Source organism: Neobacillus niacini (assembly GCF_019749295.1).
GTDB classification, from domain to species: Bacteria; Bacillota; Bacilli; order Bacillales; family Cytobacillaceae; genus Neobacillus; species Neobacillus niacini_D.
Genome location: NZ_JACWFG010000013.1, coordinates 43,609 through 56,477 on the forward strand (window position 1 = coordinate 43,609; position 12,869 = coordinate 56,477).

General features: G+C 35.4%; 11 protein-coding genes and 1 pseudogene. 8 read left to right on the forward strand and 4 right to left on the reverse strand.

From position 1 onward, the window contains the following. Positions 1-133: 133 nt before the first annotated feature. Positions 134-982 (reverse strand): AraC family transcriptional regulator, encoded by an 849-nt coding sequence (locus H0184_RS18070; RefSeq protein WP_221827434.1) that lies wholly within the window; start codon positions 980-982, stop codon positions 134-136. Between the two features lie 249 nt (positions 983-1,231). Between H0184_RS18070 and H0184_RS18075 the strand changes: the two are divergent. The 4 genes and pseudogenes from H0184_RS18075 to H0184_RS18090 all read left to right on the forward strand — a co-directional run bounded on the left by H0184_RS18075 (position 1,232) and on the right by H0184_RS18090 (position 5,412). After that, positions 1,232-2,077 (forward strand): annotated as a pseudogene (locus tag H0184_RS18075) (sugar phosphate isomerase/epimerase family protein). Between the two features lie 21 nt (positions 2,078-2,098). After that, positions 2,099-3,115, forward strand: a complete 1,017-nt coding sequence (locus H0184_RS18080; protein WP_221827435.1) for a Gfo/Idh/MocA family protein — start codon at positions 2,099-2,101, stop codon at positions 3,113-3,115. Between the two features lie 516 nt (positions 3,116-3,631). Next, on the forward strand, positions 3,632-4,909 hold the full coding sequence (locus H0184_RS18085) for an NfeD family protein (RefSeq protein WP_221827692.1): 1,278 nt from the start codon (positions 3,632-3,634) through the stop codon (positions 4,907-4,909). A gap of 182 nt (positions 4,910-5,091) precedes the next feature. Beyond that, the gene (locus H0184_RS18090; RefSeq protein ID WP_221827436.1) at positions 5,092-5,412 is read left to right on the forward strand and encodes a ribonuclease E inhibitor RraB; all 321 of its coding nucleotides are present in this window, start codon (positions 5,092-5,094) and stop codon (positions 5,410-5,412) included. A 439-nt stretch (positions 5,413-5,851) separates the two neighbouring features. On the opposite strand, the gene H0184_RS18095 is transcribed toward H0184_RS18090, so the two are convergent. The 3 genes from H0184_RS18095 to H0184_RS18105 form a co-directional block, all read right to left on the reverse strand. Further along, positions 5,852-6,301, reverse strand: a complete 450-nt coding sequence (locus H0184_RS18095) for a BsuPI-related putative proteinase inhibitor (protein ID WP_221827437.1) — start codon at positions 6,299-6,301, stop codon at positions 5,852-5,854. Between the two features lie 165 nt (positions 6,302-6,466). After that, the gene (locus tag H0184_RS18100; RefSeq protein ID WP_260631656.1) at positions 6,467-6,814 is read right to left on the reverse strand and encodes an ABC transporter ATP-binding protein; all 348 of its coding nucleotides are present in this window, start codon (positions 6,812-6,814) and stop codon (positions 6,467-6,469) included. 19 nt (positions 6,815-6,833) lie between these two features. Continuing rightward, positions 6,834-7,877: a hypothetical protein gene (locus H0184_RS18105; RefSeq protein WP_221827438.1), complete on the reverse strand. Its 1,044-nt coding sequence runs from the start codon at positions 7,875-7,877 to the stop codon at positions 6,834-6,836. A 276-nt stretch (positions 7,878-8,153) separates the two neighbouring features. Here H0184_RS18105 and H0184_RS18110 point away from each other — a divergent pair, with 276 nt between their 5' ends. The 4 genes from H0184_RS18110 (at position 8,154) to H0184_RS27750 (ending at position 12,835) form a co-directional block, all read left to right on the forward strand. Continuing rightward, positions 8,154-8,789: a GIY-YIG nuclease family protein gene (locus H0184_RS18110; protein ID WP_221827439.1), complete on the forward strand. Its 636-nt coding sequence runs from the start codon at positions 8,154-8,156 to the stop codon at positions 8,787-8,789. 42 nt (positions 8,790-8,831) lie between these two features. Next, positions 8,832-11,393 (forward strand): AAA family ATPase, encoded by a 2,562-nt coding sequence (locus tag H0184_RS18115; protein ID WP_221827440.1) that lies wholly within the window; start codon positions 8,832-8,834, stop codon positions 11,391-11,393. 1 nt (position 11,394) lies between these two features. After that, positions 11,395-12,423: an McrC family protein gene (locus H0184_RS18120; protein WP_221827441.1), complete on the forward strand. Its 1,029-nt coding sequence runs from the start codon at positions 11,395-11,397 to the stop codon at positions 12,421-12,423. A gap of 283 nt (positions 12,424-12,706) precedes the next feature. Then, positions 12,707-12,835 (forward strand): hypothetical protein, encoded by a 129-nt coding sequence (locus H0184_RS27750; RefSeq protein WP_260631657.1) that lies wholly within the window; start codon positions 12,707-12,709, stop codon positions 12,833-12,835. The last annotated feature ends 34 nt before the right edge of the window (positions 12,836-12,869 follow it).

Consider the following 12,869-nt stretch of genomic DNA (forward strand, 5'->3'; position numbering starts at 1 on the left):
ACTGCGCAATAAAAATCTGAATTTGTAAATGACTTTGTAAAAGGATGTCATTAAGCTAGCGATTCAGTTTTAGTTTATGAAAAGTGAAAAAGGGGAGGGGTGTTCAGTATGCCTCCTATGAATACCAGAATTTTCAAGAGCCTGATCGAATAGCAGAAGGGGATGCATTTTTTATTTTTTTAAATACCCTTCCAAAATATGTAATACTTCCAAAGCCAACCTTTTCAGCAATCTCAGTTACTGGTAAGTTAGTCTCTAATAACATTTTTTCAGCTTCATTAATTCTGAGAAGCTGAACATACTCAATTAATGTTTTGCCTGTCACTTTTTTAAATACTTTGCAGAAGTGATTTGGACTAAGATTAACCATTTTTGATGCCACGTTGACACTAATTTCATCGTGGTAATGTTCTCGTAAATAATCCAAAAGGGCTGTTAAGTTATAATTTTTTTGGTATCGATTAGTGTACTGTTGTTTTAAATAGCCATAATTCCTAAAAATTAATCCAAAAATACGGAACAACTCTGCTTTAATTAACAACTCATATCCAGTTTTCTTTTGTTCAAATTCATAAACCAAATTTGTAATAGATGCAATGATTTGTGAAGTATGTTTTTCATCTTTCCTAATAAAATTTGGTAATTTTAATTGCTGGTTCAAATAGGGGGAAAAATATAAGTTCTCTGTGTTATCTAAACCACTATTTCGAACGATGGCTTCGTTAAATACAATGGCAATAATTTCTGTGTTCTCATCAACCATCCATGCAGCATGAAGCTGTTTTGAGTTCACGAATGCGATTTCACCTTTTTGTAAACAAACGAAAACATCATCAATTTGTATTCGCGCCTTCCCATTCTTAATAAAGATCCATTCCATGTGATCATGCCAGTGTAAAGGAATATCTTTCGTTAAAAAAATATTGATTGGAAAGGTCCTATCAGGTATAAATGTCGCCTCTTTTAAATGTGAATTCGTCATTTCTCTCCCCTCCTCCAATAATTTTCATTTTAAGTCATAAGTCATACTTTCTCTTAAAATATCAAGTATAAAAATTCTAGTCAACCCTTTCAGTGAGGCGAAAATCGTAAAATTGTATGAATATTTCGTATTATTGACCGTAGAAATACAACGATTTATTCGCTACCATAATGATAGAAAGATGTTTCATAGATAAGAGGGAGGAAAAGAATTTTGGAACAAATACGAATCGGTACATTGGTTAATGGATTGGATGCAGTCCGTATACTTCCTCAGATTATCCCACATGGTTTCGAATCATTTGCTTTAACATTTTGGCAATCAACGAACAATGCTAATTTATCTGAACTAGCTAAACAAATAAAAGAGATCTTAGCAGAAAAAGATATTGTCATTTCCAGTCTTGGTATTTTTGGAAATCCTCTAACCGGAGCAGGGAACAATGTGGATACGCTCGAGAGCTGGGAACGATTGATTGACCATGCTCATGAATTTGGTACAGATTTGGTAACAGGTTTCACCGGTCGGATGCCGGGATCGATTGATCAATCGATTTCTCGTTATGCTGAAGTTTTCGGAGAACTTTCAAAGCGGGCAGATGATCGGGGAGTATGAATTGCGTTTGAAAATTGTGATATGGGCGGTACTTGGCATGATGGTGATTGGAATATTGCCCATAATCCAACCTCTTGGGAAATGATGTTTAATGCCATTCCTTCTGATAACATTGGATTGCAATGGGAACCGTGTCATCAAATGGTCAGTTTGATTGACCCTATTCCACAGCTGCGTAAGTGGGTCGGAAAGATTTTTAATGTTCATGGAAAAGATGCAACAATTGCATGGGATATTGTGAAGGAATATGGAATACATGGACCGATAGAATTTGTATGGCATCGTACCCCTGGTTTTGGAGATTCAAACTGGACAGATATTATTTCGATTTTACGCCAAAACAATTATCAAGGGAGTATTGATATAGAAGGCTTCCATGACCCGGTGTATCGTGACATTTGGGAAATGACTGGCCAAGTACATGGATTAAATTATTTAAAAACTTGCCGTGGCGGAAATTTCGTACCAAATCCAAAATAATGGAAAAAAGGAGAGATTTTTATGACTTTACATAAAATTGTTGTAGCTGGGTGCGGCAGCATGTCCAATACTTGGCTTGATTATGCAGAACAACGCGACAACGTAGAAATTGTAGGGTTAGTTGATGTATCCATAGATGCAGCAAAGGCTATGGCAGAACGAAGAAATTTACAGGTGGCATTATTTACAGATCTATCACAAGCACTTTCTGAAACGAATGCAAACCTTGTATTTGATGTCACGATACCTGCTGCACATAAACAAATTGTCACAACCGCGTTAAAAGCGGGCTGCAATGTCTTCGGGGAAAAACCAATGGCTGAATCCTTAGAAGATGCCAGGGATGTTTTAAAAGTAGCTCAAGAAACTGGAAAAAAATATTCTGTTATGCAAAATCGCAGATATAATAAACAGATTCGTGCATTCCGAGACCTTTTAGCAAGCGAAGCAATTGGTACAATTGGTTCGATACATGCTGACTTTTTTCTTGGGCCGCATTTTGGAGGTTTCCGTGATGAGATGGATAGCCCGCTTATTGTGGATATGGCAATTCATACATTTGATCAGGCGCGTTTCTTATCAGGGACTGACGCTGTATCAGTATACTGCCACGAGTTTAATCCCTCAGGATCATGGTATAAAGGAAACGCATCAGCCATTATCATATATGAAATGAATGATGAATCTGTATTTTCCTACCGTGGATCTTGGTGCGCAGAGGGGTTGAATACTTCATGGGAATCAGATTGGCGGGTAACGGGAAGTAAAGGAACCGCTCGCTGGGATGGATCAAATATACCAATCTATGAAATTGTTGATAATAAACAACCCATTCAATTTGTGAGCAAAACAAAATTTGAAACCGCATCAATTAGATGGGAAGGTCGAGAAGGACATTGGGGATGCCTAGATGAAATGTTTGCCTCCATTGAGGAAACCCGTTTGGCAGAAACAGACTGTACTGATAACATTAAAAGTATGGAGATGGTTTTTGGTGCGTTGGAAAGTGCAAAAACCGGAAAGAAAATAATATTATAATTAGTTTTAAAAAAAAAGACAACATTACTTTACGAACTGGTGCGTTAATCCAAAAGCAGATTTTGATGTTATTCTGTCTTATTGTCATTATTCATTAAATAGAAGTTCCATCCTAATTTAACTATTCTAAAAAGCTTTAAATTATTGTTCATCATTACGTTTTAAAGTAATAGTAATAAGCATTGCAAAGATTTTATATTATTTTGCGCCGTAACTGTACTATAAATATAGGAAATCAGAACGTTGCCCCAATGATGTAATACTAATCAGAGGGGCATCATTTTGTTTTAGGCAATTGTCCATGAAATATAAAGGAGTAAGGTAGGATTTGTCGAAAAACTAACTATGAGTTCACTTTATGGATAATCTACATAATATTCTATATCCTTAGGTAAGGGAAGTATGAGTCTTTAATAGGCTGTGTTGTATTGTAATTAGGACAATAGAAAGAGATTGGAGGAAGAAGGAGTGAAGAGAATTCGATTATTATCCATTATATCTTTGTTATTAGGCTTCATGCTTATGTTAATTCCTTTAAACAGCTCTGCAAAAGGGGAAGTTGTCTATGTTGTACCAATTGAAGAAACCGTTGAAAAGGGTTTGTTTGCCTTTTTGAAAAGAGCGGTTGAAACAGCTGAGAAGGAAAATGCAGATGCTATTATTTTTGAAATTCATACTCCTGGAGGCGCTGTAGATGCTGCTGCGGGGATTGGAAAGCTGCTCACTTCCACAAACGTTAAAACAGTAGCTTTTATTAATAACCAAGCGCTATCGGCTGGTGCGTATATTTCATTAAATATGGATGAAATCTACATGGTTAGAGGAGGGACTATTGGGTCGGCTGCGATCATTGACCAGCAGGGGAATACAGCTGGTAAGAAAGCGGAATCCTACTGGTTTGCCGAAATGCAAAACGCGGCAAACCATGCTGACCGAGATCCTATTTATGCATTGGCGATGGCGGATGAAAATATTGATTTACCAAAGTACGGAGCCGGAAAAGGAAAATTATTAACCTTAACCTCTGAGCAGGCGGTCGAGGTTAAATATGCTGAAGGAATTGTGAACAATCTTGATGAATTGCTTGATGAACTCGGATATAGCGAGGGTGATATACGACCTCTTGAACTTAGCTTTGCAGAAAAAATTGCCCGTTTTATCACGAATCCATATGTTTATTCGATTTTACTGACGATTGGCAGTCTTGGTCTTGTGCTGGAATTGTACTCCCCAGGTTTCGGTATTCCTGGGTTCATGGGCTTATCATCCTTGCTGCTGTTCTTTTACGGACATCTGGTAGCCGGGCTTGCGGGGTATGAAACGCTTATATTGTTTATTGTTGGACTTGGTCTTATCTTATTAGAGTTTTTTATAGCAGGCGGCATTGCTGGGGCCATCGGTTTTGTGGCCATTATTGCGAGTTTCTTTTTTGCCGCAGAAAACCCCCTTCATATGGGAATATCCATGGTCATTGCCATTTCCGTAACCATTTTAGTATCTATTTTATTGATAAAAGTGTTTGGTAAAAAGATGAGTTTATTTAATCGAATTATTTTAACGGAATCCACGAATACAGAAAGTGGTTATGTTTCGAATATTAATCGCTCAGAATTAGTTGGGTTGGATGGCTATGTGTTGACCGTGCTACGACCATCGGGTACCATCCTCATTGAAAACGAACGGATAGATGTCGTAAGTGAAGGAGCCTTTATTGACAAAGGGGCCAAGGTGAAAGTAGTAAAGGTAGAAGGATCTCGAATTGTTGTAAGAGCGGTGACAAACTTGGATAAATAGTCATTGTGTTTTTTTCATAAAGGCGGGTTACTCTGCATTAAATATTAGAATAACCTGCCTGAAAACTTCACCTATTGAGTAACTGTCACAACCCGAGTTTTAAAGTTTAAGGGTTAGTTAAAAAGATAAAAGTGAATGATAATGTAAACTTTAAATGTACAAGGAATATGGAGGAAAAACGAATGAAATTTCCAAATGATGCTGATGGAGAAGCTTTACATAGTTTATATAAAGATGGAGTAAATTTTAAAAAACCACAATCAGTGGAATTTTTTGTTGCTGTACCTGATAAACCAACAGGTGAAAAAATATCACAAGTACTAAAAGAAGAAGGGTTCAATTGTTTCTTAGAGCAAGACGACGAAACGGAAGAGTGGGCATGTTGTTGCTCTAAAAGAATGTTATTAAATTACAATGAAATTATTAAAGTACAGAATCATTTAAATAACTTAAGTAAACCACATGGTGGTTATTCTGACGGTTGGGGCGTTTTTGTAGAATAAAATAACAATAGATTAAGTACTAGAACCCTTTAAAGCAATAGAAGGAGATTAGGTACGGTACTGCAAAAAGACAAAGGTCAGCATGATTCCGATTTTCGGATAAGGCTGATTCCATCCTACGGAATAGAAAGCCCAGTGGTTTATGGTCGGTTATAATTATACGAAAACGTCCCAAGTACTCAAACACACTTGGGACGTTTTCATTGTACAGACAGCATGGTTGCAATCTATTGGGTGAGAGTCCGGATTTTCTTAATCACTTAGAATGTTCCACGTAACTTTTTGTTAGGTTTACTCACTCGCAATTGCTAACTCTCCATTATACCTTTTGTTAGAATAGGCGATAGCTGCACCTATATTCAATAAATCTATTTTGTTAAACTTCTGGTAGTAGAAATTCTAATTTTGGACATTTCTTCTTCGAGGCGTAACCTGTAATTTATTGAACGATATAATCCATTACGACTTTATATTTTTCTTTATTAGAAGGAGTTAACCAAGCTTCTAGAATGTATTTGCCTTTTACTAAATTTAACTCAGCTAGGTCTATATCATAATGTAATTCTTCCCCTGGTTTAAGTGTTTCTTCACCTAATTCAGCCAAAAACAGGGCCACACTTGAGAATAGAAATACCTGTTCACCATCCTCCGTTTTCACACCATAATCAAAACGTTGGCTGCTTGTAAAATGAAATGTTATATCCTTATCTGTCGAATTGGTTATTTGAAAACGAAACTTCCCACTTCCTAAATCAACTAAACTTGACATGACATCCCCCTGACCATTTGCAACTTTGTTGCCTTCAAAGTTCTCAAAGTATATAAATAAACCAAAAACCGTCAAGGTTACTATTAATAACAATGAAATCATTTTTTGCCCTTTTCTCATATGAACACCTCCCGTTATCAAAATTGTTCTTCACTTATATAGACTAATTTAAAGAGAAAATGTTACGAAAGCTGTAAATGAATTCAAGAAGATGATTATACTCTGAAAATAGAACAAAACATCCTCATGCTCTTGTGTTGAGCCGAGGATGTTTTGGTTGGTGCTTTATTTCTTTTTAAGAATGCCCTTTTTAACAAGATTAATAAGTGTACCCTTATTTTTATAACGATTATAAGCAATTAACCTATTTAAATCCTTTATGGTTAGCTTGGATGGAGCGATGGCCAGTTCAAATTCATCTTTTACTTTTTCAATCAACGAAAGCGCATATTCTACCTGCTTTGCTGACAACGTGTAATCCTCATCCTGAAGGGGAGCTTGGTTTGTTTCTAATGTTGCAACATGTTCCTTTAACTTTGCTTCGACTAACGCCTCGACTGAAGGTGAAGGTATAGAGGAAAAACTAAAAGACCTTATATATGGCCAGAATAAAGAGCCTATAAATCTTATCATGGACTCTTTGTGTATGTTCCTATTTTATTCGATCTATCCAGTTGATAAATTTTGTTCTGTTTTTATCATACCAATCGTTACAGATTAAGTATCTCTCACCATTAATTTTATAAATACTACTCCAGTATCGACTGTAGCCATTGATCATTCTTAGTTCAAAAGGCGATTGGTCGGCATTTATCTTTTTAAAAATAGGATAGTTGACATCAAAAGTTAATTTGGAATATTTTTCGTCTAATAAGTGCTGAATGATTTCATTGGATAATAGATTATTCCTTATCAGTCTATCAAATTCATTTCTTACCAATGCCCCAATTTTTAGGTGGCGGGCATCTTTTTCAAGTTGTTTTGTGCTGGTATTTGACCTTATCTTCTGTTGCCTTTTCTCAGCAGTATTCACTTTATTCTCTACTGTCAAATCGGAGAATAGATTATACATCTGGCTGCTTCTTAAGAATAATTCAGATGTGTCTGCAACCGACTTTGATAGATTAACCACTGGTTCAAAAATGTCTTTTCGGAAGTCTTGATTGCCATAAAGGATGAAGGTGAACTCCAGATCAAAAACTTTAAAGATTTTATTTAATAAATCAAAGTAGCCTTTAAGTGGGTCGTATATAGCCTTATGGATTCTTGGTGAAGCAAAAATGATCGTTCCTTTAGATAGATTAAAATAACCATAGATAAGAATGGCCGTTCGAATCATTTTTTTTATAATCCGTTCACTCGTCGTTATACTGCTTCCGTAGTTTAGACCTGATTCATGAAAGGCAACGTCTACACCATAGATATTTGCAATGCTGCCAGCATTAAGCTCTAACCCAATCACATCTATTTCACCCTGTTGCATTAGCTGCAGATGTGAAGTTGTATTTTTATAGATATTAAGATTATGTTTTTCCATAAAATACTTCTTTGTTGCAATCATTATTTTCTTTATCTTTTCTTCATTATGTAGATCCCACGAATGGGTAGAAGCTTTCCAATTTAATTGTGCTGTTTGGCATTTCTTGATATGTTTCAGCCAGGACAGCATTAATGATTCTCCGATTTCAATCTTCATTCACACAACTCCCTGTTAATGAACTCTCTTTAATTTAACATATTTCAAATCAAAGATGGGACTATTGCCATTTATTTAAGGTTATAGGATTTAGAAAAAAAATCCTAGATACTCGTTGTATAGAGGAAATTAGGGAGATTTTGTCGAAATAATAATGGGAACAAGTGGAAAATGAACATTAGATTTATGAGATATTGGAAATACTCGATTTAATATACTTGTATTGAGTTTCAATAGTGAAGCAGTTAATCAGAGAGGTAACAATGGAGGCATTTTATGAAGCATGAACTATTGAGTAGAGGGATATACGCAATATTAAATAAAAATTTAAAGTTAGTTTATGTTGGACAAACCCAACGAAATTTTCTTATCAGATGGACGGAGCACTTAATGAGAATACAGGAACATGTAGACAATTTTGAAAGGCTAAAATTGTTTCTTCATGAAGATACAAAATTCCTAATTCTAAAGAAATTAGATGACCCAGAATGTATTGAAAAGAACTTTATAAAGTTGGAACAAGAGGCCTATGAATTTTATAGAAAGAAACACTGGGGAATCGTATCTACGCATCATTTTAATACTTACTCAAATTATAGAGGTAAAAACCTTGATGATGAAAGATTGCTTGATCGGTACAGGAAAGCTATTATTCATATGTCGTTCATAATTTCAACCAAGAACACAAACCATAAAAATGGCTCTGTTATTCTAATAAATTTATATAATCAAATTGAAAAGAAGTTTCAAACGAATGTGAAAAATAGAGGTGGTAGTAGTATATTAAGCACTCTAACTCAAAATGAATTAGAGTTTATGCTTTTAGAACTCTATCCAAGATTCTTCAATAAAAAATTAGCTGTTCTTAGAAAAGAATTAAATAATACTGAACGACAAATTAGCTTATTTTAAACTCAAATGACATTATGGAATAGCTTCAAATAGGAGGAAGAAATGAATTACGAAGCATTGAAAAAACACATGTTAAAGGATTCATACATAGATATTTCATTTAAAAAATACCTACATTTTAAAGAAACACCGCTTTATGATGAAGCTTATAAAAGGGAGATACTGTCTAAGCAAAATGAATTTTTAAATGGACAGGATATTAACGAGCATACTGTGATTGATATAGTGAAAAAACTCCAAAAAGAAAATCCAACTACTGGAAGCTTTGTTCACTGGAGCAATACAAGTGATTTGGTGAAATATACAGAGGCTCGACCAGAGGAAGTGGCTGATTTATTCAATCTGTTATATGATTCTTCTCTTCACCTCGAGGAGAGAATTGAATCATTTAGGGAAAAAGGCAAAGCATATAATCCATCGATTTCCTTGGGAGCTCCAATGTTTGCTTATTTGCTTGCTGCACTAGATTACAAAAAATATCCTCTCTATAAGCAAGAAGTGTTTACAGATCTAAAGAGAACGTTTGGTATACAATTGAAGCTTGGCAGTGTAGGGAATAATTATGAAACCTATTTGATGATGTGTGAAGTGGCACTAAAGCATTTAAAGCCATCCTATACTGAATTAACAATGCTTGATATTCAGGATTACTTTTTCTGTAGCACACAATATGATCAAATCATGGTGGAAAGTGCTGTCGAGTACCTGCAGGGAATTGCCAAAGAGCTTGCGCATTACATGAAGCACCCAGACCATATGTTAGATCATCTTGCGTCTTTAGATAAAGAACAGTTAATGTTGTTAAGAGAACAGTACCGAAATAGTGAAAAAGTAAATCTCATCAAATTTATGGTACTAGATAAAATAATTCAATCTGGTTCTGTTAGTATAGGTGAAATGGAAGAGATTAAAGATCAAGTAAAAGCGAAGTATGAAAAAAACATCCTGCAAGCGTGGAATAATTTTACGATCCTCTTTCAGTTGTATTATTCAGACAAGAAGCACAAGGTTCAAGAAGAATTACGAAAAATCCATTCATCTATTCGTCAAATGGAAGAGTTAAAAGAACTGGAATTAGTAGAGGATAAAGTGTTAAACGGTTTTAACTGGAATCAAAGTTTCGGGGGATCTGAGTGTTGGCTTGCAGTATATGAAAAAAGCTATACCAATCATCGGACAGCTCCTCAGTTTTTTGTATCAGTCGAAGATAATAAAATTCGGTATGGGCTGGTATACGGCGATCAACATCCAAAAAGAGGACAAAAAAATTGGTCGATTAACTCCACTGCAGACCTGTTTTCATTTGAGCAATTCCATCAAAAGATGGTAGAAATAGTAGATGAAATTATAGATGAGGATTCAGAATTAGATCCTGAATCAAAAAATGAAAACGAACCCGAAATTAGTACAGACATCTGGATTAAGTTAGTTCAAGACAGGAATATAGTTAAAGAAAGTGATTTAGTCTATCTTTTCAAAATGTATGAATTAGGCGGTGAGGCATCGGCTACGCAATTGGCAGCAACACTTGGTAAACATTTTTCTTCCTTTAATGCTCCTGTTGTTCACCTTGCGAAAAGGATATTAGATAAACTTCATCTCAATCCACCTATCGATTCAGATGGCAAGGAAAAATATTGGCGAGTACTTTTTGAAGGCGAATATGATAAGGAAGAAAATAATCATTTTATTTGGAGATTAAAACCTAACTTGAAGAAAGCAATTGCATCAATAAAATTCGAGTCCCCAGATGAATTGGAAAGTTATACAAAGAAAGATTTTTTAAATGAGGTATTTGTGGATGAAAAGCAATTTGATACCATTGCCAATTTGTTAAAGTATAAGAAAAACATTATCTTACAAGGACCTCCAGGTGTAGGGAAGACGTTTGTCTCAAAACGATTGGCATTTTCTTTGATGGGTGTTCGAGAAGAAGAGCGTGTGGAGATGGTCCAATTCCATCAAAACTATGCTTATGAAGATTTTGTCATGGGATACAGACCCAATGAACATGGTTTTTCTCTTCAATATGGTGTATTCTATGATTTTTGTGACCGCGCTTTAAAGAATCCAGAGAAGGATTTCTATTTTATTATTGATGAAATAAACCGAGGTAACTTGTCTAAAATCTTTGGTGAGCTTTTTATGCTGATAGAGCGGGATAAGCGTGATGAATTTGTAACCATGGGCTACTCCAAAAATCCCTTTACGGTTCCGAGCAATGTCTATCTGATTGGTACGATGAATACGGCTGACCGGTCATTAGCTCAATTAGAGGTTGCGTTAAGAAGGCGCTTTGCCTTTGTAACGCTCGCACCTGCTTTTAATGAAAAATGGCGTAAAGAGCTCCGAGAGTCTGGGGTAACAGAGCTAATGATTGAGAGGATATACGCTGCAGTTGAAAAGCTAAATAAAGAAATAGGCGGTGATTTCCAACTAGGAAGAGGTTATGAAATAGGGCATTCCTTCTTCACAATGAAGCCTGATAATCTGGATGAAGTTAGTTGGTATGAGGGGATCATCGCATTTGAAATTTTGCCGTTATTAGAAGAATACTTCTTTGATCGACCTGAAATCGTTAAATCTCTCATTGAGGGAATCTAATATGGAACCTTTGTTTAAAGTTCCCATACGCAATTTATTCTGTTTACTCAGTTATATGAATGAAATGCCCGAATTGGTTAACAGTCTGAATGAAGTCGATGAAGACATCATTACCTATGACTTTATCGCCAAGCAATTTCTAAATGAAGCCGAGGCTATAAAACGAAGAGGGTTTATAAAAAATTATGAAGTCATTCAGGAAGCCACAAGTCATCTGGGCGGTAGACTCATGATGAATGAATCTATGCCTTATATAGTAGCAAAACAGCCAAAAGTGGTTTGCGAGAAGGATCAATATTCACCCAATAATGTGTGGAATCAAATTATGAAAAGTACGTTAATAGGAATTAGCCGCAATCGTTTTGTAAAAGCTGAAACAAGAAAAAGAAGTTTTGCCTTTCTTGATTATTTTCAAGAGGTTGATTCACCTTCGCTTACAAATGAAATGTTTTTAAAACTTTATTATAGTAGACATAATTCACACTATAAACGAATGATTCAGATCTCTCGCTTATTGCATGAATTTACATTGTTATCTCATAAAAATGGAAACTGGAGTTTATTTTCGGCGGAACTAGATGAAACTTTCCTGAATCAAATCTTTGAAAGATTCTTGTTTAACTTTTTTCGAATAGAACAAAGAGATTACAAGGTTCAATCGGAGATAATGCAGTGGCACCTGCAAGGAAATCAATCCTTGTTGCCAGTGATGAAGACAGATATTTCATTAACTCATATGAATAGACATGAAAAGATTGTAATGGATGCCAAGTTCTATAAAAACACCTTTCAAGAAAACTATGGGAAGTCCACATTCCATAGTCACAACCTATATCAAATGTTTACCTATTTAATGCACCAGCCTAAAGAGCTTAATCTTAGAGGGATCTTAATCTATCCATTTAATGGCGTGGACGTTGATGAGTCCCTTCTCTGGGATAGTAGAATGACGATGGAAGTAATGACTCTTAACTTAAATGATTCATGGAAGGATATTTACAATAAGTTAATGTCTATTGTTATACAATAGTGCGATACTAAGGGAGAATTTATATCGCAAAGTGAATGGCTAGAGCAGTAGATAATAAATAATGAATTAATTCCTTTATGGCTCGAAAAAGGAATCGCATCAATTGGATGGTCCTAACTAGGGAATCCCCCAAAATTTTAGGAATAGAAATTCCTTTATCGAGAGATCACTTGAAACTTAAAATTAGAATGCGTGCCAATAAGGAAACATTTTCTTCCTTGTCTGATAGCGGCGGCTATTAGCATACTAATGATAGAACATAATCATTAGCAGGGAGGAAATTATGAGCAAGACAGAGGAATTAAAAAAGGAATTGCAGGTTTTGACTAGTCGACGTGAACGGATGCAACAGAACCTTTATGAAGTAGAAAAACGCATCAACAAAATTGTCAATGAATTGAAAAAACCATAAAAAGGATGGAAGAGCACCGTTAGTGTTCTTGACA